This window comes from Corallococcus praedator, assembly GCF_003612125.1.
GTDB classification, from domain to species: Bacteria; Myxococcota; Myxococcia; order Myxococcales; family Myxococcaceae; genus Corallococcus; species Corallococcus praedator.
In genome coordinates this window covers 22,218-44,606 of the sequence record NZ_RAWI01000029.1, presented here as the reverse complement: position 1 = coordinate 44,606, position 22,389 = coordinate 22,218, and the positions used below count along the sequence as shown (strand labels likewise).

At 69.9% G+C, this 22,389-nt stretch carries 19 protein-coding genes and 1 pseudogene; 13 read left to right on the top strand and 7 right to left on the bottom strand.

The genetic code is table 11. The features are described 5' to 3' along the window. The 7 genes and pseudogenes from D7Y13_RS06255 to D7Y13_RS06225 form a co-directional block, all read left to right on the top strand. A pseudogene (locus D7Y13_RS06255) lies at nt 1-346 on the top strand (fatty acid desaturase); the annotation flags it as partial. 3 nt (nt 347-349) lie between these two features. Further along, nucleotides 350-1,285 carry a DUF6999 family protein gene (locus D7Y13_RS06250; RefSeq protein WP_120582975.1) on the top strand — a complete coding sequence of 312 codons (936 nt, stop codon included), beginning with the start codon at nt 350-352 and terminating at the stop codon, nt 1,283-1,285. A gap of 148 nt (nt 1,286-1,433) precedes the next feature. Then, on the top strand, nt 1,434-1,799 hold the full coding sequence (locus tag D7Y13_RS06245; protein WP_120532438.1) for a group I truncated hemoglobin: 366 nt from the start codon (nt 1,434-1,436) through the stop codon (nt 1,797-1,799). Nucleotides 1,800-1,818: 19 nt separating this feature from the next. Beyond that, complete coding sequence (locus D7Y13_RS06240; RefSeq protein ID WP_120532437.1) at nt 1,819-2,814, top strand: FAD-binding oxidoreductase; 996 nt, start codon at nt 1,819-1,821, stop codon at nt 2,812-2,814. A 2-nt stretch (nt 2,815-2,816) separates the two neighbouring features. Next, nucleotides 2,817-3,269 carry an RrF2 family transcriptional regulator gene (locus D7Y13_RS06235; protein WP_120582976.1) on the top strand — a complete coding sequence of 151 codons (453 nt, stop codon included), beginning with the start codon at nt 2,817-2,819 and terminating at the stop codon, nt 3,267-3,269. Nucleotides 3,270-3,444: 175 nt separating this feature from the next. Beyond that, nucleotides 3,445-6,516: an aminotransferase class I/II-fold pyridoxal phosphate-dependent enzyme gene (locus D7Y13_RS06230; protein WP_120582977.1), complete on the top strand. Its 3,072-nt coding sequence runs from the start codon at nt 3,445-3,447 to the stop codon at nt 6,514-6,516. A gap of 25 nt (nt 6,517-6,541) precedes the next feature. Next, on the top strand, nt 6,542-7,840 hold the full coding sequence (locus D7Y13_RS06225) for an acetamidase/formamidase family protein (protein WP_120582978.1): 1,299 nt from the start codon (nt 6,542-6,544) through the stop codon (nt 7,838-7,840). Between the two features lie 60 nt (nt 7,841-7,900). Here D7Y13_RS06225 and D7Y13_RS06220 read toward each other — a convergent pair whose 3' ends face one another. Continuing rightward, nucleotides 7,901-8,455 (bottom strand): response regulator, encoded by a 555-nt coding sequence (locus D7Y13_RS06220; RefSeq protein ID WP_233595396.1) that lies wholly within the window; start codon nt 8,453-8,455, stop codon nt 7,901-7,903. 19 nt (nt 8,456-8,474) lie between these two features. Here D7Y13_RS06220 and D7Y13_RS06215 point away from each other — a divergent pair, with 19 nt between their 5' ends. From D7Y13_RS06215 to D7Y13_RS06205, 3 genes are all read left to right on the top strand, one after another. Continuing rightward, nucleotides 8,475-9,794 carry a sensor histidine kinase gene (locus tag D7Y13_RS06215; RefSeq protein WP_120582979.1) on the top strand — a complete coding sequence of 440 codons (1,320 nt, stop codon included), beginning with the start codon at nt 8,475-8,477 and terminating at the stop codon, nt 9,792-9,794. A gap of 149 nt (nt 9,795-9,943) precedes the next feature. Next, nucleotides 9,944-10,465, top strand: a complete 522-nt coding sequence (locus D7Y13_RS06210; protein ID WP_120532431.1) for a hypothetical protein — start codon at nt 9,944-9,946, stop codon at nt 10,463-10,465. A 164-nt stretch (nt 10,466-10,629) separates the two neighbouring features. Further along, nucleotides 10,630-11,220, top strand: a complete 591-nt coding sequence (locus D7Y13_RS06205; RefSeq protein ID WP_120582980.1) for an SRPBCC family protein — start codon at nt 10,630-10,632, stop codon at nt 11,218-11,220. Here the strand turns inward: D7Y13_RS06205 and D7Y13_RS06200 are convergent. The 5 genes from D7Y13_RS06200 to D7Y13_RS06180 all read right to left on the bottom strand — a co-directional run bounded on the left by D7Y13_RS06200 (nt 11,217) and on the right by D7Y13_RS06180 (nt 15,543). Then, complete coding sequence (locus D7Y13_RS06200) at nt 11,217-12,470, bottom strand: serine hydrolase domain-containing protein (protein ID WP_120582981.1); 1,254 nt, start codon at nt 12,468-12,470, stop codon at nt 11,217-11,219. The genes D7Y13_RS06205 and D7Y13_RS06200 overlap by 4 nt on opposite strands. 82 nt (nt 12,471-12,552) lie before the next feature. Continuing rightward, nucleotides 12,553-13,317: a 2OG-Fe(II) oxygenase gene (locus tag D7Y13_RS06195; RefSeq protein WP_120582982.1), complete on the bottom strand. Its 765-nt coding sequence runs from the start codon at nt 13,315-13,317 to the stop codon at nt 12,553-12,555. Next, a complete protein-coding gene (locus D7Y13_RS06190) occupies nt 13,256-14,194 on the bottom strand; it encodes an ATP-grasp domain-containing protein (RefSeq protein WP_120582983.1) in 939 nt (312 codons plus the stop codon). Before D7Y13_RS06190 ends, D7Y13_RS06195 begins: the two co-directional genes overlap by 62 nt. A gap of 28 nt (nt 14,195-14,222) precedes the next feature. Beyond that, nucleotides 14,223-15,047: a hypothetical protein gene (locus D7Y13_RS06185; RefSeq protein ID WP_120532426.1), complete on the bottom strand. Its 825-nt coding sequence runs from the start codon at nt 15,045-15,047 to the stop codon at nt 14,223-14,225. 124 nt (nt 15,048-15,171) lie between these two features. Continuing rightward, nucleotides 15,172-15,543 (bottom strand): DUF3175 domain-containing protein, encoded by a 372-nt coding sequence (locus D7Y13_RS06180; protein WP_233595397.1) that lies wholly within the window; start codon nt 15,541-15,543, stop codon nt 15,172-15,174. A gap of 373 nt (nt 15,544-15,916) precedes the next feature. Here D7Y13_RS06180 and D7Y13_RS06170 point away from each other — a divergent pair, with 373 nt between their 5' ends. Then, nucleotides 15,917-18,013 carry a WD40 repeat domain-containing protein gene (locus D7Y13_RS06170; RefSeq protein WP_233595398.1) on the top strand — a complete coding sequence of 699 codons (2,097 nt, stop codon included), beginning with the start codon at nt 15,917-15,919 and terminating at the stop codon, nt 18,011-18,013. A gap of 16 nt (nt 18,014-18,029) precedes the next feature. On the opposite strand, the gene D7Y13_RS06165 is transcribed toward D7Y13_RS06170, so the two are convergent. Then, nucleotides 18,030-18,542: an Mpo1-like protein gene (locus D7Y13_RS06165; protein ID WP_120582986.1), complete on the bottom strand. Its 513-nt coding sequence runs from the start codon at nt 18,540-18,542 to the stop codon at nt 18,030-18,032. A gap of 772 nt (nt 18,543-19,314) precedes the next feature. Here D7Y13_RS06165 and asnB point away from each other — a divergent pair. Beyond that, nucleotides 19,315-21,267 (top strand): asparagine synthase (glutamine-hydrolyzing), encoded by a 1,953-nt coding sequence (gene asnB / locus D7Y13_RS06160; RefSeq protein ID WP_120582987.1) that lies wholly within the window; start codon nt 19,315-19,317, stop codon nt 21,265-21,267. Next, nucleotides 21,264-22,388, top strand: a complete 1,125-nt coding sequence (locus tag D7Y13_RS06155) for an FAD-dependent monooxygenase (protein WP_120532420.1) — start codon at nt 21,264-21,266, stop codon at nt 22,386-22,388. Before asnB ends, D7Y13_RS06155 begins: the two co-directional genes overlap by 4 nt. Nucleotide 22,389: the final 1 nt, after the last annotated feature.

Here is a 22,389-nt window from a genome sequence, read left to right as displayed (position 1 = left end):
GGCCTGGGGCATGCTGGTGGTCATCTTCAACCTGGGGGACGCCATCGACAGCGTGGCGCACCTCTGGGGTGAGCGTCCGTACGCGGAGGCGCATCACGCGCGCAACGGCGTGTTCATGGGGTGGTTCACGCTGGGCGAGGGGTGGCATGCGAACCACCACAGCTTCCCGTCGAGCGCGCGCCACGGATTGTTGCCGGGACAGTTCGACTTCATCTGGCACGTGCTGCGATTGTTCGAGCGGCTGGGGCTTGCCAGCGACCTGCGCGTTCCGGCTCCGGCGGACATCGAAGCGCGCATGCACCGACCGTCGCCGTCGGGGCCCATTTCCGTCCCCCTGTCCCGGTGAGCCATGGATCCCGTCGAACTGCTGAACAGCGAACCGCACGACCCGAAGGATCCGGACCCCTGGGTCGCGCTGTTCCTGGACCGCAGCCTGCCGATGCACGAGCGCACCAAGGCGGCGATGCTGGTGGATCAGCGCTCGAGCGCGCGGCAGTACATGCTGCCGGTGGTCCGGCCCCTCGCGCGGCTGTGCATCATCCTGTTCCAGTGCCTGAAGATCTTCGTGCCCCGGCGCTTCACGTCCTCGAAGCTGCTGCACCGGCTGCTGGCGTGGGGGCTGAAGACGTGGGTGAGCCCGGAGGCCAACTACCTCATCCTGCGGCACTTCCACGTGGGCTCGGAGATCCTCGACTTCATCGCCCGGAACGCGTCGGAGCTGAACGTGCCCACGAATCCCATCTGTCCGACGGAGCTGGTGCACGTCAAGGATGAGATCTTCCTGAACCACGACCTGAACCTCTACAACTTCGTCATCCGGCTGAGCCGGGCGTTGAGGGACCAGGGGCGCACGCTGTCACCGCCGGCGAAGCTGGACTTCAGTGGGGTGTCGGACGAGTTCCCCATCCAGGAGATGCCGAACCGGTGGACGAACTTCCTGGACCTGCAGTCGGCCATCGAGATCTTCACGCCGATGTATCAGTTGTTCCTGACGGACCGGGACTTCTGGCGCGCGAGCAATTCGTTGCAGTTGGATGAGACCATCGCCATCTACGTCGCAACGCTGCTCCAGGCGCCGGGGCTGGTGGCGCTGGTGAACAACCGCCACCCGCTGGTGCCCCTGACGACGATGCGCGCGGGCTTCCGGCTGATGTTGCACGGCCTGTCCGCGGAGCTGCTCCATGGCTTCCTGGTGGAGTGCAAGCACGGGCGGATGCCGCAGTTGGCGCGCATCGTGGCGCCCACGCTCCAACTGCCGCCCCAGCCGGTGAGCGGGGCGGCGTAGGCCTTCCCCCCCACACGTCGGAACCGAGCGTCGTCCCACCGAATCGGTGCGAACAGCCCTGCTGCTTCAGGGACATTGACGGGCCGGCCCTTAAAGATGCATTCTGAATGCATCTTTAAGGGCCCGGGTCCGGGCAGGGAGCGGCGACATGTCGAGCGTGTACGAGCAGATTGGCGGGGAACCGGCGATGGCGGCTGCGGTGGAGCTCTTCTACCGGAAGGTGCTGGGCGACGAGCGCATCAGCCACTTCTTCGAGACCGTGGACATGGAGCGCCAGGCCGCGAAGCAGAAGGCGTTCCTGACGATGGTGTGCGGGGGCCCCGCGAACTACTCGGGCAAGGACATGCGGGAGGGCCACCGGCCGCTGGTCCAGCGCGGCTTGAACGAGACGCACTTCAACGCCGTGGCGGGACACCTGAAGGAGACGCTGGAGGAGCTGGGCGTGTCCGCGGAGCTGGTGGGGAAGGTGATGGCGGTCGCGGAGGGGGCTCGGGCGGATGTGCTGAACCGCTGAAGCGCGAAAGGGGCACGTCATGGCGAAGGTGAAACACGAAGCCGCGTGGTACCCGCTGGAGTCCGGCGAGACGGTGCTGGACGGCCTCCTGCGGCAGGGCGTGAGCGTGCCCCACGCGTGCAGGGCGGGCGCGTGCCAGTCCTGTCTGATGCGCGCGGTGGAGGGCAGCGTGCCCGCGGCCGCGCAGGTCGGGCTCAAGGACACGCTCCAGGCGCGCAACTACTTCCTCGCGTGCGCGTGCCGGCTGCCGGACGGCGCGGCGCTGGAGGTGGCGGGGGCCGGGGAGCTGCGGATCCCCGCGCGCATCGTCGCGTTGGAGTCGCTTTCCCCGGACGTGCTGTCGGTGCGGTTGGAGACGGAGTCCCCGCTGTCCTACCGGGCGGGGCAGTACATCACGGTGGTGCGAGGGGACGGGCTCGCACGCAGCTACTCGCTGGCGAGCCTGCCCCGCGAAAGCACCCTGGAACTCCACGTGCGGATCATCCCCGGGGGCGCCATGAGTGAGTGGCTGGCCCGCGACGCGCGGCCCGGCGAGCGCGTGGAGGTGCAGGGCCCGGCGGGAGATTGCTTCTACGTGCCCGGACAGCCGGAAGCGCCGTTGTTGCTGGCGGGCACGGGCACGGGGCTCGCGCCGCTGTATGGGATTGTGCGGGACGCGCTGGAGGCCGGGCACACCGGGCCCATCCACCTGTTCCACGGCGCGCGGGAGCCGGGCGGCCTGTACCTGGTGGAGCGGCTGCGGCAATGGGCGACGTGGCACCCGAACCTCCACTACGGGCCCACCGTGCTGACCGGCGGAGGAGGGGATGTGCGGGAAGGGACGCTGGAGGCGCTCGTGCTCGCCCGCGTGCCGAAGCGGCCCACGGGCTGGCGGGCCTACCTCTGCGGGAATGCCGAAGGGGTGCTATCCCTGCGCAAGAAGCTCTTCCTGGCGGGGTTCTCGCTGAAGGACATCCACGCGGATGCCTTCCTGCCGAGCACACCGCCAGCAGGGCGTGTCGCCGGAGCCGCCTGACCTTGCACCTGACCCTTCACGCCGACTACGCGCTGCGCGTCCTCATGTACCTGGCCGCGCGTCCAGACAGGCCCTCGTCCACGCAGGAGATGGCGGACGCCTACGGCATCTCCAAGCACCACCTGGTGCGCGTGGTGCAGACCCTGGGACAGCAGGGCTGGGTGGAGGTGAAGCCGGGGCGCTCCGGCGGCGTGCTGCTGGCGAAGCCCACGGGGGACATCCGCCTGGGCAAGGTGGTGCGCGCAGCCGAACCGGACTTCCACCTGGTGGAGTGCTTCAACCGCGAGCAGAACACCTGTCCCATCGCGCCGGCCTGCGGCCTCAAGGGCGTGCTGGCGGAGGCCCGGGACGCGTTCCTGGCCACGCTGGACAAGTACACGCTGGAGGACCTGCTGCGCCGCTCCAAGCCGGGCCTGGCGGACCTCTTCTTTCCGACGGCCGCCTCGGAAGGCTGAAGTCGCGCGCACCCGTGCGCCGACCGTCGCAATGTGGAGGGATGGCCCGGTGATGAATGCCGCGGGCGACGAGGACTGAAAGTGTGTGGCCGCGTGCGGCGGCCTCGCGATGACGAGGCGCGTCGCGCGACCGTCGTTGACAGGGGACACCCGGGCCCGGACAGTCGCGCGCGCCATGGCCACCTATCCCGCGTCTCCCCGTGAAGCCTTCCTCCAGCTTCGCTCGCTCGCCGAAGCGCTGAGCCAAACGGAGACGCGGGCCCGCGCGCTGGTGGAGCTGCGCGAGTTGGCGGAGCTGTCGCGCGACAAACCCGAGGGCGCACCGCTGCGCCTCGCGTCGGTGGTCGTCGCCGTGGGTGCGTCCCAGGAGCGGCTGGAGCTGCTCATCCCGCCGTCCATCTTCGCGCCCGAGGCCTGGGCCTTCACCTTCCTGGAGGGCCTGCTCAAGGTCCCGCTGGACGAGTACGCCGGCAAGCACCTGGTGGAGGTGGGCGCGGGCTCCGGGTGGATCTGCATCGCGCTGGCGAAGTTCACCGGCCTGTCGCGCATCCGGGGCCTGGACCTCAATCCCCAGGCTCCCGCCGTGGGCCTCTGCAACGCGTGGCTCAACGGCGACGAACAGCTCGTGTCGCGGCTGTCCTTCGGGGAGAGCGACCTGCTGCGCGGCCTGCCCCAGAAGCCCGACTGGGACTTCATCGTCGGCTGCATCCCCCAGGTGCTGCGCGGTGACGAGCTGCCGGCGGAGCTGGCGCAGGCGGATGAGCAGGCCCTGCTGGACCTGTCCAACTACACCTCGCTCCAGAACGTCTACGAGGACCACTTCGGCCTGGGCCTCATCGCACGGCTCCTGGACGAAGCTCCGGAGCGACTCCACGCCGGCGGACGGCTGTTGCTGAACCTCGCGGGCCGTCCGGGCCGCGCCATCATCGCGCGCATGTTCACCCGGCGCGGCTTCACCACCCGGGTGCGCGTGGCCCGCCGCGTGATGCAGGCGGCGGACACGGACATCCGTCCCCTGGTGTCGCTGGAGCAGCGCACCGGACGGGAGTTCGAGTTCTTCATGGAGGCCCACAGCCCGGAGCCCCTGCGCGCGGCGACCGCGCTCGGCTGGCTCCAGTCGGGCCATCCCATCTGGCACGAAGTGGCCGTGTGGGAAGCGCACCTGTCGCTGCCCCGTGAAACGCTGGCCCTGCGCTCGGCGTTGCGCACCCTGGGCATCGCGGCGCTCCAGGAGGAGCTGGACCTGGGCACCGCGTCCGCCGAACAGCTCGGCTTCGTCACGGCGCTCGCGGAGCGGATGTCGCAGTCGCCGCGCCTGCCCTATGCGCACGAAGCGGGAGACGCCTCCTTCCGCCGGCTGGTGGCCCGCTACCTGGACCGTCACTTCGGGCTGCGCCTGTCGGAGGACTCCCTGTTCGTCGCGCCCGAGCGCGAGCAGGCCGTCTATTCGCTGCTGCTCGCCACCTGCGACCCGGGCGACACGGTGCTGGTGTCGCGCAGCCTGCACCCGCTCTACGCCCGCGCGCTGGACAAGGCGGGCGTGCGTGCCGTCGTCACGCACAACGCGCTGGGGGAGATCCGCCGCCTGCTCACCGCCTTCGATGTGAAGGCCGTGCTGCTGACGGTGGAGCCGGGCGAGCGCACGAACCTCGCGGTGCTGCGCGACATCGTGGCGGAGGCCGCGCGGCGCGGCATCTGGGTGGTGTTGGATGAGAGCGCCTTCTTCAACATCACCGGCGAGGTGGAGCCGCGCACGCTCTTCGAGTTCCTCGCGCGGGCCCCGCAGGCGCCCAACCTGGTCATCCTGTACGGGTTCATCAAGAACGCGGTGTGGCCGGACCTGGAATTGACGCTGCTGTTGCCCGTGCCCGAACCGCTGCGCGCCGACCTGGAGGTGGCCGCGGAGGTGACGTACTCGCGCATCAGCGTCTTCGCGGAGTGGTTCTACGAGCGCACCTTCTCCGAACTGCTCGCCTTCCGCATGGCCTTCGCGGAGCCTAAGCCGCCCACGCCGCCCCGCGCGCCCGAGGTGCCGCTGCCCCGCGCCCAGCGCATCGCCCGGCTCTCCACCCTGCCCGCGTTCGCCCCCCGCTTCTTCCGCGAGGACGACCCGGAGCTTGTGCGCCTGGACTACGGCGAGAACGAAGGCCCGCTGCCGCTGCCCCTGATTGAAGGGCTCATCGCGGCGGGCGTCGCCCCGCGCGCGGATGCCACGCAGACGGGCCTGGCCGAGTCCGTGGCGGCCTTCCTCCTGGAGACGCGAGGCGCCCGCTACACCGCCGAGGACGTCGTCGTGGCCCCCGGCGTCTGGCCCCTCATGCACCACCTGGGCGTGGCGCTGCGCAAGCGGCTGGGCCGGGGGCCGCGCGTGTTCCTCGTCACGCCCTGTTATGGCGTGCTGGCGCCCACGTTCCTCGCGGCGGGCTGTGAGGTGGAGTCGGGGCCGCTCGCCACGCTGCTGTCGCGCCGCGCGCGGGGCGGGGCACCGGACGCGGTGGTGGTGTCCCAGCCGGCGAACCCCACGGGCCACTACCTCTCCCACGAGGACCTGATGGCGCTGGCGACGTACGTGGTGGAGCAGCGCTGCCTGTGGGTGTCGGACGAAATCTTCGGGCTGGTGAACCTCTCCAACCCCACGGCGGAGACGGTGCACAGCCCGGTGACGCTGGAGGGCGCGGTGCCCGGCATCGGCGCGCACACGGTGCTCCTGGGCGGACTGTCCAAGGAGTTCGCGGCGGGGGGCCTGCGCGTGGGCTGGCTCGCGACGAAGGACCGGGCCCTGGTGGCGGCGCTGCGCGACAGCGCCCCGGGCGTGCTGCACGCGCCCACCGCGCGCGCGGCGGCGTACCTGTACGCGGCCCATGCCAGGGGCCCGGACGGACAGCTGCTCTATCCGGCGCGGCACAAGGCGCTCCGGGCCTTCCTGGCGAGGATACGGCGCGACCTGGCGGAGAAGCGCGAGCTGCTGTCCGAAGCGCTGCCCGACGACGGCCGCGCGGAGGCCACCGAGGCGGGCGGCCTCTTCCTCGCGCCCCGGATGACGGCCTGGCTGGGCCGCACCGTGGACGGGGTGAAGCTCACGCCGGAGAACCTGCCCCGCATCGTCTACGAGCACACCCACGTGGTGCTCAACGGCGGGGCGTGGTGCGGGGACCCCGAGCGCGTGCGCGCGGTGTTCTCCATCCCCAGGGAGAAGCTGCTCAAGGCCCGCGACCGGCTGCGCGCCTTCGGACAGCGGCTGCGCTGAGCGTGGCGCGGACTACACTCCGCGCATGCTCCGACTCTTCGTCCTGCTCCTCTGCTGCCTGCCGACGGCCGTGCTCGCGGCCTCCGAGTCCTGGTGGGTGACGACCGACCTGTGGGGCAACCCCGCGTACCAGCTGCTCACGCTGGAGCGCGCCGGCAAGCGCCTCACCGGGGAGCTGGACGGTGACGCGCTGGAGGGCGAGCGCGTGGGCAACGACATCCGCTTCGTCGTCACCGACGCTCGCAAGCAGACGTATGTCTTCAGCGGCAAGGTGGGCGGGGAATCGCTGCGCGGTACCGCGGACTACCCGGACAGCAACAACCCGAAGACGCGCGTGATGCATGCCTTCACGGCCCGGCTGCTGCCCACGCGTCCCGCCGGTCCGCCGCGCGTGCACGACTTCAAGCCGACCACCTGGTCCAACGAGTTCTCCGCCCACCGCAAGCCGGTCCTCACGGTGTGGCCGGGGGACACCGTGCGCACGACGACGCTCGACTCCGGCGGCATGGACGAACACGGCGTCACGCGCGCGCTCTTCGGCAATCCTCAGACGGGCCCCTTCTTCGTCGCCACCGCGAACCCGGGCGACACGCTGGTCATCCGGCTCAAACGTCTGCGATTGAACCGGACGTTCGCCGACAGCCTGGACGGCATCGTGGGCCGGGCCCTCACGCCGGGGCTCGCCGCGAAGGCGACGGAGCTGGGCAAGCCCGTGCGCTGGAAGCTGGACCTGGAGCGCGGCGTCGCGACCCCGGAGGCTCCGACGGAGCGCTTGAAGCACTTCACCGTCCCGCTGCGCCCCATGCTGGGAGGACTGGCGGTGGCGCCGGGGTTCGGGTCCGCGTCCCCGTCCACCGGCGACACGGGCCGCTCCGGCGGCAACATGGACTTCAACGAGGTGGTGGAGGGCAACACCGTCTACCTGCCCGTGTCCCAGCCCGGCGCGCTGCTCTACCTGGGGGACGCGCACGCCGCGCAGGGCGACGGTGAAACGTCGCAGTACGCACTGGAGACCTCCATGGAGGTCGAATTCACCGTGGACGTGGTGCACGGCAAGGCGCCTCCCTCGACACCTCGCGTGGAGTCCCCCACGCACCTGATGGCGCTGGGGCAGGGCGGCTCGCTGGACGACGCGCTGCGCTCCGCGACGCAGGGCCTCACGCAGTGGCTGGAGCAGGAGTACGGCCTCACCCTGTCGGAGAGCGCGCAGGTGCTGGGCAGCTCCGTGCAGTACGTCGTCGCGAACCTCGCGGGGCGCAGCGTGGGTGTCGTCGCGAAGCTGGAGAAGGCGCGGCTCGCGCCCCTGCGCCCCGCCACGAAGTGACCGTCACCCCGGTGTGCCTCAAGGCCTGTGCACCCGTCGCGTCGCCCGAGGCCCGTGGACTCATTTCCTTCCATTGAGGATGTGCTGAAGCAACTGCCGCGAGATGCGCAGCAGCTTCGCCGCGCCGCGCACGCTGCCCTGGGATTTCGCCAGCGCTTCATCCACCAGCGTGTTCCGGACGACGCCCTCCAACTGGTGCAGTGGCACCTGCCCGGCGCTCGCCCGCAGCGCATGCACCAGGTCCGGGGGGCGTGCCAGGGTTTGCGTCCACACCGCCTCCAGTCGCGCCAGGTCCAGGGGTTTGGGAATGAAGGCCCGCACGCCGCCGGAGGCCAGACGGAACGCCTGCTCGGCGGTGGCGTTGCCACTGATGGCGATGACGTGCGGCAGGGGCTCAACCGCTTGCAGATCCGCGAGCAGGGAGTCGCTGGTGCCATCCGGAAGACTGACATCCAGCAGCACGGCATCCGGGGGCTGTTCTCGCAACACCTGACGTGCCGCCGCGAGCGTCGTCACGTGGGTGATGCGCTCGGCGCGGGAGCGCAGCGCGTCCTCCAGCACCGAAGCCAGACGTTTCGAGTCCTCCACCAGCAACAGATGTCGCGCCCGCCCCACTCCGGGAAGCCTACCCTGTATGCCTGAACGCTCCGAGCCTTCCTCTCCCGAACAGATTGCCTACCGTGTGCTGTTGGACGCCTCCAACAATGGTGAGGCGTTGTTGAGCGTGGCCCGCATCGTGTTCTGCGGGCTCATCCTGGTGCGTTACCTGTTGCTGGGCGGCATCCACGCGGAAGGCGGCGTGCCGGCGGCGCTGGTGGAGTTGCCCGTGCTGGGCATCTGCATGGCGGTGTCGGCGGGCTCGGGGTGGGCGGCGCGGCGGCGCCTGTTCGGCCCCTGGCTGCTGGTCGCCTCCGCGGTGCTGGACGCGGTGTTCGCCCATGCCTCGCTGCTGTCCACGATGGCGTGGCATGGCCCCCAGTACACGGGCCTGCTGCGCATGCCCGACCCGGCCGCCTCCGTCTCGGTCGTCTTCATCACCGCCCTGCGCCTGTCGCCCCGGGCCGCGTGGGCGGGCACGCTCGCCACGTTGCTCCTGCTGGGGGGGCTGGTCGCGCTGGACCTCCACCTCAACGCCCGCTTCGTCACCTACGGCCTGTCGGAAGTGGCGCTGCTCGTCATCGTCATCGGCAGCGCGGGGGTGGTGTCCATCGTGACGTGCGACGTCGCTCGGAGGATCGTGCTGCGGGCGGGCCGCGAGAGCGCCCGCGTGGAGAGGACGCGCCGCAACCTGGACCTGCTGCTGCGCGAGCACCACGACGTGAGGACGTTGCTGTCCTCGGCGCGGCTGCGCGCGGAGCTCCTGGTCCGCGACCCGGGCGGCCCCACGTCCTCGCGCTACGCCCAGGCCATCGTGCAGGACCTGCGCGAACTGGGGGACTTCGTGTCCAGCGTGAAGTCCCGTGCGCAGGGGGAACTCGCGATGATCGACGAGGCGGAAGGCGTGGACGTGGGGGCCGCGCTGCACCACGCGGCGCAGGTCGTCCGTGCGCGCTTCTCCCATGTCCACATCCTCGTGGAAGCAGAGGCCCAGGCCTCGCCCCTGCGCGCCCGCATCGTCGGAGGCGAGCGGGGCCTGGCCCACGTGGTGACCAACCTGCTCGTGAATGCCTGCGAGGGCGACGGCCAGCAGGGAGCCCGGACGGTCCGGGTGCGGGTGCGGCCGGGCTCGAGCCCCGCGCACCTGCTGCTGAGCGTGAGCGACGACGGGCCGGGCTTCCACGCGGGGCTGCTGGAGGGCGCGCGCCTCCTGGGGGGAACGACCAAGCGGGACGGGTCGGGGCTGGGCATGCTCCTGGTGGGCGGTCTTGTGGAGGCGAGCGGGGGCTCCCTGCGCGCCACCAACCCGCCGGAAGGAGGCGCGTGCGTGGAGGTGCTGCTGCTGACCGATGCGTGAGTCGCCGCCCCCGTCAGGGGCCGTGCAAGAAGTTTGGCAGTGTTCGCATCGAGGGCTTCCCGGCAGGGTGCTTCGTGAGCCCGCGCTTCCGGGAGGCGCGGGTGTGGTGTCTGTCCATTCCCCGAACCCCACGAAAGAGAAGCCACACCATGTCTGGAATCCATTCCCTGGGTGCCCTGTCCCGCCGCGCCTTCGCCACGCTGGTCGCCGCCTTCGCCCTGGCCTTCATCACCCTGGCGCCGGGCGACGCGCACGCCTACGACGAGTCCCTGCGCGTCTCCTATATCCGCGTGAAGATCACCACCGGCGGGGATGACCTGCGCACCGCGAGCCTCGCCGTCGCCCAGCTCAAGTACCTGTCCCTGACGGGCAGCCAGCAGACCGCCAGCGGCAACCTGAACAACTACGTCGGCTGGGGCAACTACACGGAGAACACCGTGACCTACGCGGTGCCGGGCGACGTCTACGTGGACCGCCTGCTGGAGTTCGCCGTCCAGTTCACCTCCGGCCAGCCCAACATCTTCTCCACGGGGGACAACTGGAACATGAACAGCATCACCGTGACCGCGGTCCTGTCGAACTCGACGGAAACAATCCTGCTGACCATGGCCGGCAACCCCCTGCACCGCTTCCAGAGCGACAACTTCACCCGCTGGGCCGTCACGTTCTGAGCGACGAAGCTTCCGGTGGACCGGGCGCAACGGTGCGGTAGGCCGGGGTGGGCCTCCCGGGCCAGAAATGCCGTGTCGAATTCGCGGCCCCTCGTTCGACGTGGAGCTGAAGCCTCCTGGGATGCACCCGGGAGGCGCCTTCGTCTGGAACAGGAGCCGTCCCCATGGCCATCAAGCTCGCCGTCGCCGCCCTCATCCTCCTCGCCGCGCTGGGGACCTTCATTGCCACCCGCCCGGACCGCTTCAGCGTCGAGCGCCACGCCCAGGTCCACGCCTCCCCGGAGGTCGTCTTCGCGATGATCAACGACCTGCGCCAGTTCGACGGGTGGTCGCCGTACCGCTTCGAACTCGCGCCGGGCCTGAGCAAGTCCTTCGACGGGCCGGCCACGGGGCAGGGCGCCAGCTACACCTGGGAAGGGGGAAGCAAGGCCGGCGCGGGGCGCATGACCCTCGTGGAGAGCCGGCCCTCGGAGCGCGTCGTCCTCAAGCTGGAGTTCTTCAAGCCGTTCGCCGCCACGAACCAGACCGTCTTCACGCTCGCGCCCGTCGAGGGCGGCACCCGGGTGAGCTGGCGCATGGAGGGGGAGAACACCCTGATGGGCAAGGCGTTCTCGCTCGTCGTGAACATGGACACGATGCTGGGCAAGGACTTCGAGAAGGGGCTCGCGAACCTGGACGCCGCCGCGCGAAGCGGAACGCAGGCGGCCTCCCAGAGCGCCCAGGCCGGCACGGCGACGCCCGCGTCCGCGCTCTAACCGAGCGCCGCGTACGCCGCCTTCGAGAACGCCACGGCGAAGGCCTCATCGTCGGGGCCCGACATGATCCGCTGGGTGAGCAGCAGCGCGACCAGGTCCTGGTCGGGGTCGATGAAGAACGTGGTGCCGAAGCCGCCGGCCCAGCCATAGCGACCGGCCGTGGGGGAGATGCCATCCGGCCGCGTCGTGACGCTTCCGCCGAAGCCCCAGCCGGAGGTGTCCCAGAAGCCCGGGAAGAAGGGCGAGGCGGCCTTCTGCTCGGGGGGGATCTGATCCGTCAGCATCTGCTGGAGGCTCTCGGGGGACAGCAGGCGCGTCGCACCGTGGCGGCCCTGGTTCAGCAGCATCCGGCAGAAGGTGAGGAAGTCGTCGGCGGTCGACACCAGCCCGCCGCCCTGCCCGCCGCCCGCGAGGAAGGCGGGAGGATGTGACAACAGGCCCGACAGGGGGCTGTCCCAGGCCGTGAGCGCTCCGGTGCCGGGGGCTCGCTGGTAGGCGGTCGACACCCGGTCCAGCTTCTCCTGCGGCACGCTGAACGCGGTGTCGTTCATGCCCAGGGGCTTGAAGAGGCGCTCGGAGAGGAAGTCATCAAGGCCCATCCCGGAGGCGCGTGCGACCAGCACGCCCAGGACCTCGAACCCGGTGTGATACATCCACCGTTCTCCCGGGTGATGGATGAGCGGCAGCGCGCCCAGACGCCGCATGAATTCGTCGGGCGTGTGGGGGATGGGCTCGAAGCCGGGAGCCACCCGCTCCGCCTGCATCGCCTTCTGGATGGGGTAGGTGTTCGGAGGCGCCATCACCGCGCCCGTTCCCAGCCGCAGCGTGAGCAAGTCCCGCACCGTGATGGGGCGGCGCGCCGGAACGGTGTCCTCCAGCGGGCTGTCGAGCGCGCGCAGGACGCGGCGGTTCGCCAGCTCCGGCAGCCACCGGTCGACGGGGCCATCGAGCTGGAGCCTTCCGTCCTCCACGAGCATCAGCGTGGCCACGGCCGTGACGGGCTTGCCCATGGACGCGATGCGGAAGAGGGTGTCGCGCCGCATGGGCACGCCGGACTGGAGGTCCTGCACGCCCAGCGCATCCACGTGGACCTGAGCCCCTCGCGCCACCAGCGAGACGAGGCCGGGCAGCCCGCCCTGTTCGACAGGGCCGCGCAGCACGGAGGACACCGCGGCGAGCCCTTCGCGGGTCAGTCCTCCTGAAGCCCGTCTGGGCGAGGGGGGCGATTCCGTCCGGCCTGTCGGTGCCATGGCGCGTCTCCTCCAGGTTCAAGACCGTCAACGCGCGCCGGCCTCCAGGCCTTCGCGCGCGGGCGGGCGGCCAGGCGAGGGCTCACCGCTTCGCGAGCATGAAGGCGGTGATGGAGTAGCGCTGATGGCCCTGCGCCGCGGGCATCCACTCCGTCACGCGGTGCGGGGCGTTCACGGCGCGGAAGATGAACACCGAGTTGAAGATGGGCGGGACGCGCATCAGGTCCCGGTCGCCGTCCGGGTGCGGGAAGGCGAGGACCCCGCCGAAGCCCTGTTCCCAGGGGCGGGTGAAGTTGTAGACGACCGCGAGCCCTTCCTCGTCCGTGTCCCGGTGCTCCGGGAACTGCTCGCCCACGTCCATGCGCGACACCTGGACCTGCCGGGTCTCCAGCTTCTGGGGCCAGCCCACGAGCGCCGCGTGGAAGTCCGCGCCGTCCTCGCTCGCGAGCCACGCGCAGAAGTCCGACAGGACGCCGGGCGCCTGCTGCGCCAGCGGCGCGACGTGCAGCGGATAGGGCCCGTGGTGGTGGCGCTGGAAGCGGGCGTCGCGGAGCGCCTGGTGCATGGCCTCGGCGCGCTCGGGCAGGAGCATGCGCTGGAGGCAGACGTGCGGCACCCGTCCACCGGAGATGAACTCGTGGCGGATGGCGTCGTGCAGCTTCGGGGATGCGTCCGCGAGCGGGGACCACCCGGCCGCGGACGCAGGGAACGCGCTCGGCGGCTTCGCGCGGACGTGGCCGAAGACGCTGTCGGCGAAGTGCGCGACGAAGAAGCCGCTGGGGCGCTCAGGCCTTGGCGACCAGGTAGCTGGCGAGTCGGGTGATGACTTTTCCGTCGCGCGGATCATCGAAGAAGGAGATGGCGGGAGTGGGGTTGAATTCAAGGGCCACGAACTCGCCCTCGGGGGTCCGGCGCAGGTCCACCGCCGTGAAGACCATGCCCAGCGCCTTCGCGCCGCGGATGCACAGCTCCCAGGCCTCCTTGGGCAGGCGGCCGGGCTTCACCTTGTCCAGGTTCTGCCGCGCGTCCACCACACCCTCGGTGGGGATGCGGAAGGCCGCCACGGGCTCGCCGTCGAGCACGTAGGCGCGGAACTCGTCGCCCTGGATCTGCTGCTGGAAGAGGACCGGGCAGTTGACGAGCAGCGCCATCCGCTCCTCGGTGAGGTCCGCTTCGCCAATCTTCTGCACGAGCGCGCCGCCGCCCAGCGGCTTGTAGATGACGGCCTTGTGGCGGGCGACGAACTCCCGCACCGCGTCCGCGGAGGCGGTGCCCAGGCTCGCGGGCACGGGGATCTTGTGCCGCCGCAGCAGGGCCAGCTGGTGGAGCTTCAGGTAGTGCAGCTCCACCGCCTCCATCGGGTTGATGAAGGAACACCCGCGCTTGTTGAGCGAGCGCAGGACGGAGTGCAGCAGCGACTGACGCTCCCGTTCCGCGAGGTACTGCTCCTGCCAGCGCGGGAAGTTCCGCGCGGACAGGGCTTCGGCCTCGGGGACCGGGAGCGAGAGCCGGATGGCCTTGATGTAGAACGAGCGCAGGTCGCTGAGACATTCACCGTCCCAGAGCACGTCGCCGTCCTCCCAGCTCAGCGTGGCGGAGTCGGGCACCTTGTCGGTTTCCACGACGATGGCTCGCGCGCGTCGGCGCTCCACCGCTTCAGCGACGAAGCGGGTGGCGTCATCCGTCCGCGAGCCGATGATCACGACCTTCTTCATGGACGCCATGGGGACCGTGACTCCGCCAGGAGGCTGCTCAGACCGGGCTGTCCATGCGGACCTTCAGCACCTGGGTGTCCAGCGGCTTGATGTCGAGCTTCGGCGGCTTGAACGAAGGCTCGGACGGGCCACGGATGGGGTCGTCGGAGATGATCTTCACGATGACGCCGTCATCGATGTCCTTGATGCTGCCGTCACCGCCGCCCTTGATGGGGTTGGTGGGCTCGTCCGCGATGACCTTGACGATGTGGTCACCGATCTTCAGGCCGGAGTCCGTGCCACCCTTGATGGGGTTGGTGGGCTCGTCCGCGACGATCTTCACGATGTGATCATCGATGAGACCCGACGTCCCGCCGCCCGTGACGGGGTTGGTGGGCTCGTCCGCGACGATCTTCACGATGTGATCGTCGATGAGGCCCGGCGTCCCACCGCCCGTGACGGGGGTGGTGGGCTCGTCCGCGATGACCTTGATGGGCCCGTGCGGGAAGCCGATGTCCTTGAAGTCGCCCTTGCCGCCGATGTTGCCCTTGAAGCCGATGTCACCGCCGCCCGTGACGGGGTTGGTGGGCTCGTCCGCGACGATCTTCACGATGATGCGGTCATTGACCTTGAGGCCCGTGTTCTCGCCCTTGACGGGGGTGGTGGGCTCGTCCGCGATGACCTTCACGATGACGCGGTCATTGACCTTGAAGCCCTCCTTGCCGGACTTCGGGGCAGGCTTCGTCTGCTCGAAGCTGTCGCCCGCGCGCTTGGGGGCCTTCTTCAGCTCGGGCGCGCCAGCGGGCTTGCCCTCGGTCGTGGCGCTCTTCGGCGCGGTCTTGGGCGTTGAAACGAATCCCGGCGGAGACTTGATCTTGGTCATAGGGGGTCCTTTGCGATGGGTTATCGCGCCGGATGCCCCGGGAGTTGCTTGATTCTCCGAGGATGAGAGTCCTGCTCGCCTGCTTGCTTCCGCCCTGCCGTCCGCGCCGCGAAAGTCCCTGTGACTACGGGGACTTGGAGGGCCGGTGGTACAGCTTGCGCAGCTCCTCCTTGGCCTCCTGGAGCGCGCGCTTCCGGGAAGCCGGGAGATTCCGCCCCGCGCGGTTTCCGTAGAACGTGAGCATCGACATGGCGGACTGGAACGGTGAGGCCTTCCGCCGGGTGCTGCGTTCGGCGGAGCGTTTCACCGAGCGTGCGATCTCCTTCGGGGAGAGTGTGAAGACCCGATCCTCCAGCGTCATCGCGTCGCTGTGCTCCGTCACCGCCTGGGACCAGCGTCCCTGCTTCGGTGCATGGGACGCGGTGGTCTTCTTCCGGGTGGGGGCGCGCTTGCGGGGCATGTTGTGGCCCCGCGTCTTCCGGGTGGCGGCTGCCATCGCGTTCTACCTCCCCGTCCGGGGCTTGCCCCGCTGCGCCGCGCTCTTCTCCTGGGCCGGCGGGGTCTGTTTGGAAGCGCGTGCGGGGCCTGGCTCCTCGCGGATGAACTCCCCCTGGACGGTCAAGGGACGCTTGTCCTCGCGTGGGTCCTTCCTGGCTTTGTCGGGGGGCTGCTTGTCGGGCATGGATTCCTCCTGACGGGCTGAGCGCGCCATTGATCCAAACCTGTGGCCGCGGCGCGGAGGGACAAGGTGGGGTGCCGCGCCAGCTATCGCACCGCCTCCCCTGGCTGCTCGTCTGGTCGCCCACCGTTCATGGGAAGGGCCCGTCCGCGTAGGCTCCGCGTCCATGTCTTCCGGAGGGGAGCAGTCCTTGAAGTGCCTGAAGCCGCGGTGGGGCGTCCTGGCGTTGCTGCTCGCTTCGTGCGCGGCGCACGAACCCACCCGCGCGGAGGACCGGGACGACGCGGTGGCGCGGGACCTGCGCGCGCGCATCTACCTGGCGAAGGGCGAAGCGGCCGCCGAGTCCCGGCAATGGGGCGTGGCGGCGGCCTCCTTCGCGATCGCCCGCGCCTCCCAGGACTCACTGGCGGCCCGGTGGGGACAAGGGCAGGCGTCGGGCCGGGCCTCCACGCTGCGCTGGACGCAGTCGTTCGAAGGCTCCGTCCTCGCCGTGGCGTTCTCGCCGGATGGGCGGGTGCTGGCCTCCGCGGGCTACGACTCCGTCGTGCGGCTCTGGGACGTGGAGCACGGTGGATTGCTGGCGGAGCTCAAGGGCCACACGGCGGAGGTGCACGCCGTGGCCTTCGCGCCGGACGGCCGGTGGCTGGCGTCCGCCGGCAGGCCCGGGGAGATTCGCGTCTGGGATTGGCGGCAGGGGCGTCAGGTGGCCCTGTATCAAGGCCATACGGACGTCGTGCGGGGGCTGGCGTTCTCACCCGGGGGAGAGCGGTTGGCCTCCGGAGGCCTGGACAAGACGGTGCGCGTCTGGAGCGTGGCCACCGGAGCCGAACACCTGCGCTTCGAACATGACGAGCATGTGATTGCCGTGGCCTTCTCCACGGATGGCCAGCGGCTGCTCTCGACGAGCATGGACCGGAGCGCGCGGGTCTGGGACCTGGAGGCGCGCAAGGAAGCGCATCGCCTCATCGGTCACGAGGAGAAGGTGGAGTCGGGGGCTTTCTCCCTGGACGGGCAGCGGATCATGACCGCGGCGGCCGACCACGCCCTGCGCTTCTGGGATGCGCGGTCGGGGCAGCTCGTGAACGTCCTGCGAAACAGTGGGGATGTGTCGGCCGCGGCCATCGACCCCGCGTTCACGCTCGTCGTCCAGGCGGGATGGGATGGGCGCGTCCAACTTGTCGATGCGCGCGGCGGGGCCCTGTTGGAGCGGCTGGATGCGCACCGTGGGTTCGTGATGTGCGTGGCGTTGTCTCCCGACGGGTACACCTTCGCTTCCGGCGGGATGGAGGGCGTCTTGAAGGTCTGGTCCAGACCGCGTGCTCCGCTGGACGTGCTCCTGCGCGGACATGAGGTGTGGGTGGAGGCGCTGGCGTTCTCCCAGGAGCAGGAGCTGCTCTCCGGCGCGGAAGATGGGTTGCGACGGTGGCGCCTCGCGGACTGGAGCAGCGTCGCGTCGAGCGCGGAAGGGACGGAGGCCGTGGGGTCCCTGGCCGTGAGTCCGGACCGGAGGCTGGTCGCGGCGGGCACGTTGAAGGGACGGGTGCGGGTGTTGGAGGCCGGCTCGGGCCGACCCCTGCTGGACCTGTCGGGTGTGAACGGCTCCGTGCGCGCGGTGGCGTTCAGCCCGGATGGGAAGACGCTCGCCGCGGCGGGAGACCCGGACATTCACCTCTGGTCCCTGCCCGAGGGCACGCCCGTGGGACGGCTCCAGGGGCACACGGGGAAGCTCTGGGCCCTGGTCTTCGATGCCACCGGGCATCGGCTCGCCTCGGGCGGAGCGGACAAGACCGTGCGCACCTGGGATGTGGCCACGCGTCAGCCGCTGCTGCGACTCGAAGCGGGGGAGCGGGTCCGGGCGGTGGCGTTCACGCCGTCCGGCGACCGGTTGGTGACGGCGGGCATGCGGCAGCCCCTTCGGGTCTGGGACGCGGTGCAGGGCCGGTTGTTGCAGACGCTGGATGAGGGCACGGCGGGCATCCTGTCCCTGGCCCTGTCACCGGATGGGCGGTTCCTGGCCTCGGGGGGCCTGGATGCGGAGGTGAAGGTCTGGGGCCTGCCATCCGGAGAGCTGATGGGCCGCGTTGGGGGCCAGCAGGGTTTCCTGTCGGCCCTGGCCTTCTCGCCCGACGGGACGGTCCTGGCGTCAGCGGCCTCCGACCGGACCGTGCACCTGCTCGGGTTCCAGGCCCTGGCCCATCCGCCCCCGGCGGGGACGGGGATTGAAGACCTCCTGCGACGCCATGGGCTGCTCTGGGATGAGGCCCACTTCCTCCTCCAGCACCGCTGAGACGGCGCGGGGATGCTCAGCGAGCGGCGGCGGCCCCGGCGCTTCCGGAGGTCGCCCGGGCGCGCAGGTCGCGCTTGAAGCCCATCGAGAAGAGCACGAGGGTGATGAGGTACACGGGCTCGATGAAGAAGAGCAGCGGGCCGCCCAGGGACAGCCCGTGGGTCTTCTTCTCGAAGAGGATGTGCGCGCCCACCACCAGCGCGAAGCGCACCACCATCACGCCCACCGCCACGCCCACCGCGGTCCCGGTGGGAAGGCGCGACACCGCCTCGGCGGCCGCGAGCGTGGGCAGCAGGGGGATGGCCATGAGCAGGCCCGCGGTCCACTCCAGCGTCACGGCGTAGAGGACCACCGCGAGCACCAGCAGGTGCGCGGCCGTGAGGGACAGCCCGGGCACCGGCAGGTGCACCCAGGACAGGGGCACGAGCAGGGAGAAGGTGAACAGGTAGGCCCCCACGAAGTGCACGGCGCGGCTGACACCGTTCTCGTGCAGGGGCAGCCAGGGGCGCAGCTTGTCGGCGAAGCTCATGAGGGGTGAATGTAGGCCACTTCCGGCCACGTTTCCTGGGCGAATGCGCCCCTGCCTGGCCGGGGTGACGGTTCCGTGTCGACAGCCTCCCCGCGTCTCTCGCGGAGCCGCCGCCCGCGACATCGCCAGTCATTGGCGTGCTCAGGACGGGTGTTTGTCATTGCTCCAAGGCGGCGCTCGGCCCCGCCAGGGGCCACTGAAAGACAGGCGAACTCTGCCGGCAATCCTTGCCCGGGGCAGGCAGCTATTGCCGTAAATGCATACAGCGGTCCCTCGTCATCGAAGGCAGGCGAACTCTGCTGTCGGTGGAGCCCCAAAGGCAGGCGTAATCTGCTCTTCCCAGGGCGTCCGCCAGAGGAGCGGGGAACAAGTCCAGTTACATTGAATTAACCGGATTAAGTTGCTTGATACGAGATTTCAGCTATCGCTCTGGCTATTCTGATGCTATGTCCCGCGCCGCCGGTTGCGATGAAACAGTTCGCCGGCGTGACCCGTCATGGGTCGTGGTTTCAGAGGGGGAGTGATGGGAAGACACTGTAGCGGTATGGGGATGCATTCGACGACCGCCTGACGAGGCGCCTCTGGAGGGGCGTTCGGTAGCGCACGCGTTCTTCCTTCCAGCGGGCTCCAATCCATTGCCAGAAAACCGTGGCCGGTCTGGACGCGTCTCCAGGACGGACCGCCACGTGCTTCGCCGTGTCGTGGGTGCCTTGGGGGCCCTCACGTCGCTGGCGCTGACGGACCCGTTTTATCTCGAAGGAAGCAGCCTGCTATGTGCGGATTCATTGGCGTCTACCAGCGTACTCCCTCGTCCTTTGACGAGCGGGCCCTCATCACCGCGCTGACCACCATCCACCACCGTGGACCCGACGAGCGCAGCCTGTGGCATGACCCGGCCGGCCGCGCGGTGCTGGGGCACGTCCGCCTGAGCATCATCGGTCTGGACAACGGCAAGCAGCCCATCGTCGCGGACCAGGGTGACCTGGCCCTGGTGGTCAACGGCGAGCTCTACGACCACGAGCGGATCCGCCGGGAGCTCCAGGCGCTCGGGTGTGAGTTCAAGACGGACTCCGACAGTGAGATCGCCCTGCACCTGTACCGCCGCTCGGGCCTCGCGGGCCTCAAGCAGCTGCGCGGCGAGTTCGCCATCCTGCTGTTCGACCGCCAGCGCCGCCTGATGCTGGCCGTGCGCGACCGCATGGGCATCAAGCCGATGTTCTACGCCCAGCACCGGGGCGCCTGGTACTTCGCGTCGGAGATCAAGGCCCTGCTGGCCGCCGGGGTCCCCGCAGAGTGGGACGAGGACGCCTACGCGAGCCGCGCCTTCTATCTGCGCGACCACACCCTCTTCAAGGGCGTGCGCAGCGTGCAGCCGGGCTGCTGGGTGATGGCGGACAGCGGCGGGCTGCACCACGGCCGCTACTGGGACATGGAGTTCGCCCGCCAGGACGCGCCGGATCCGTCCGACGAGCAGGGCATGATCGAAGCCGTGCGCGCCGCGGTGGAGAAGTCCGTGAGCCTGCGCCTGCGCGCCGACGTGCCCATGGGCGTCTACCTGAGCGGCGGCATTGATTCCTCCGCCATGCTGGGCGTGGCGACGCAGCTGTCCGGGCAGCCGCTGGACGCGTTCAACCTGTCCTTCACGGACATGGATGACTACGACGAGAACCGCTTCGCCCGGCTGGCCGCGGAGCACAACGGGGCGCGCTTCCACACGGTGGCCGTGTCCCAGGACGACCTGGCGGATCACTTCGAGCAGGCGCTCTGGCACAACGAGACGCCGTTCTTCAACGCGCACGGCGTTGCCAAGTACATCCTGAGCCGGACGGTGCGCGACGCCGGGATGAAGGTCGTCCTCACCGGCGAGGGCGCCGACGAAGTGTTCGCCGGCTACCCGCACTTCCGCCGCGACATGCTCCTGTACAACCCGGAGCGCCAGGACCCGAAGGTGGTCACCCAGCTGCGCCAGCGCATCCAGGAGAGCGAGAACGGCTACCAGCGGCCGGACATGCCCCAGGACATCCACTGGATGGTGGAGCAGCTCAGCCACGGCGTGTCCTGGCTGGACAACCAGGCCGGCTGGTTCAAGGCCCTGGAGGCCCTGTACCGCAAGGACTTCCGCGACCGCTTCGAGGGCACGGACCCCTACCGCCAGTTCTACGACCGCCTGGACCACCGCAACCTGGAGGGCCGCGACCCGGTCCACAAGTCCATGTACCTGTGGGCCAAGTCCTACCTGCCCAACTTCGTGCTCACCACGCTGGGCGACCGCATGGAGATGGCCAACAGCATCGAGGGCCGCGTCCCCCTGTTGGACCACCACGTCGTGGAGCTGGCCTGCCAGATGCCCGTCTGGATGAAGGTGCGCGGCTCCACGGAGAAGTACGTGTTCCGCGAGGCGATGAAGTCCTACCTGCCGGACGCCCTCTACAAGCGCAAGAAGCACTACTTCCGCGCGCCCCCGGCCACGCTCCAGCAGAAGGGCCGGCTGTACCAGCTGGTGCGCGACGTGCTGAACGGCTCGGAGCTGGACTCGCTGCCCTTCTTCGACCCGGCCCGCGTGCGCGACCTGCTCAACCGCCTGCCGCAGTTGAGCGCCCATGAGCAGGGCCTGTTGGACCCGATGCTGATGGAGCTGACCAGCCTCTGCCTGTTGCAGAACCGCTACTCGCTGCGCTCCTCCAACACCCAGCCCCTGTGGAGCGCCCGCGAGGAGGCGGCATGAGGGTCGCCATCATCGGCGCGGGCCTCAACGGCCTGGCCTGCGCCGTCATGCTCAAGCGCCTGGGCGTGGACTGCGTCGTCTTCGAGCGTGGCAAGGGACCCCGGGACTCGGGCACGGGCATCTACGTGTGGCCGCAGGCCATGCAGGTGCTGCGCTTCGTGCTCAAGGACCGGAAGTTCCTCTCCCGGGGCCAGCCCATCGAGTTCCTGGACACGCACGACAAGCACGGCCGGCTCATCCACAGCCAGCCGGTGCGTCCGGACGGGCTGGGCCTGCCCGCGCCCGCGATGATGTTCCTTCGCACGGAGCTGTTCCGCCTGCTGGCGGACAGCCTGGAGGAGGACGACATCCACTACGACATGGGTTGCGAGAAGCTGGAGAACCTGGGCGACCAGGTGCGCCTCACCTTCACCAACGGCCACCGCTTCGACTTCGACCTGGTCGTGGGCGCGGACGGCGTCTCCTCCACGACGCGAGGGTTCGTCAACCCGGGGCTCCAGCCGCATGACACGGGGCTCGTGGCCAGCCGGGGCGTGGTGACGTTCGACTCGCCCCTCTTGCACTCCGACCGCTGTCAGATCTTCACGTCCCACCACTCGCGCGTGGTGACCTATCCGCTCAGCAAGGCCAGCTCGCTGCGCTACTGGTTCGCCGCCTACCAGCACAAGAACCAGCCCCTGCTGGACAGGCAGGGCCTGTTGGAGCTGTTCGCGCCGCTGCCGGAGGACCTGCTGCGGATGATGGCGCGGACGCCGGAGGAGGACATCCTCACCCACAAGCTCAAGGCGCTGACGGGCGAGGGCCAGTGGTTCCGGGGCCGCGTGGTGATGCTGGGCGACAGCATCCACGCGATGCTGCCCACCCTGGGCTACGGGCTGACGCTGGGGCTGGAGAACGGCTTCATGCTGGCCCAGGCGCTGGTGGGCCACTGCGACGCGGACCTGGAGACGGCGCTCAAACGCTATGAAATCCGCGCGGCGCGGCGCTCGCGGGAGATGCTCCAGGTGATGAACGACTTCACCCAGCTCTACTACTTCGAACCGGAGGGCGAGGTGTCCCCGGCGCGGCTGTCCCCCATCGTCCAGCGCTTCCAGCACCTCGCGCAGACCACGGTCTTCTAGG

Bases quoted from the DNA above. Each gene is read 5' to 3' on its own strand.
- D7Y13_RS06250 (WP_120582975.1), top strand. From the start codon at position 350: ATGGATCCCGTCGAACTGCTGAACAGCGAACCGCACGACCCGAAGGAT.
- D7Y13_RS06245 (WP_120532438.1), top strand. From the start codon at position 1,434: ATGTCGAGCGTGTACGAGCAGATTGGCGGGGAACCGGCGATGGCGGCT.
- D7Y13_RS06240 (WP_120532437.1), top strand. From the start codon at position 1,819: ATGGCGAAGGTGAAACACGAAGCCGCGTGGTACCCGCTGGAGTCCGGC.
- D7Y13_RS06230 (WP_120582977.1), top strand. From the start codon at position 3,445: ATGGCCACCTATCCCGCGTCTCCCCGTGAAGCCTTCCTCCAGCTTCGC.
- D7Y13_RS06225 (WP_120582978.1), top strand. From the start codon at position 6,542: ATGCTCCGACTCTTCGTCCTGCTCCTCTGCTGCCTGCCGACGGCCGTG.
- D7Y13_RS06215 (WP_120582979.1), top strand. From the start codon at position 8,475: ATGCCTGAACGCTCCGAGCCTTCCTCTCCCGAACAGATTGCCTACCGT.
- D7Y13_RS06210 (WP_120532431.1), top strand. From the start codon at position 9,944: ATGTCTGGAATCCATTCCCTGGGTGCCCTGTCCCGCCGCGCCTTCGCC.
- D7Y13_RS06205 (WP_120582980.1), top strand. From the start codon at position 10,630: ATGGCCATCAAGCTCGCCGTCGCCGCCCTCATCCTCCTCGCCGCGCTG.
- D7Y13_RS06200 (WP_120582981.1), bottom strand. From the start codon at position 12,470: ATGGCACCGACAGGCCGGACGGAATCGCCCCCCTCGCCCAGACGGGCT.
- D7Y13_RS06195 (WP_120582982.1), bottom strand. From the start codon at position 13,317: ATGATCCGCGCGACGGAAAAGTCATCACCCGACTCGCCAGCTACCTGG.
- D7Y13_RS06190 (WP_120582983.1), bottom strand. From the start codon at position 14,194: ATGGCGTCCATGAAGAAGGTCGTGATCATCGGCTCGCGGACGGATGAC.
- D7Y13_RS06185 (WP_120532426.1), bottom strand. From the start codon at position 15,047: ATGACCAAGATCAAGTCTCCGCCGGGATTCGTTTCAACGCCCAAGACC.
- D7Y13_RS06180 (WP_233595397.1), bottom strand. From the start codon at position 15,543: ATGGCAGCCGCCACCCGGAAGACGCGGGGCCACAACATGCCCCGCAAG.
- D7Y13_RS06165 (WP_120582986.1), bottom strand. From the start codon at position 18,542: ATGAGCTTCGCCGACAAGCTGCGCCCCTGGCTGCCCCTGCACGAGAAC.
- asnB (WP_120582987.1), top strand. From the start codon at position 19,315: ATGTGCGGATTCATTGGCGTCTACCAGCGTACTCCCTCGTCCTTTGAC.
- D7Y13_RS06155 (WP_120532420.1), top strand. From the start codon at position 21,264: ATGAGGGTCGCCATCATCGGCGCGGGCCTCAACGGCCTGGCCTGCGCC.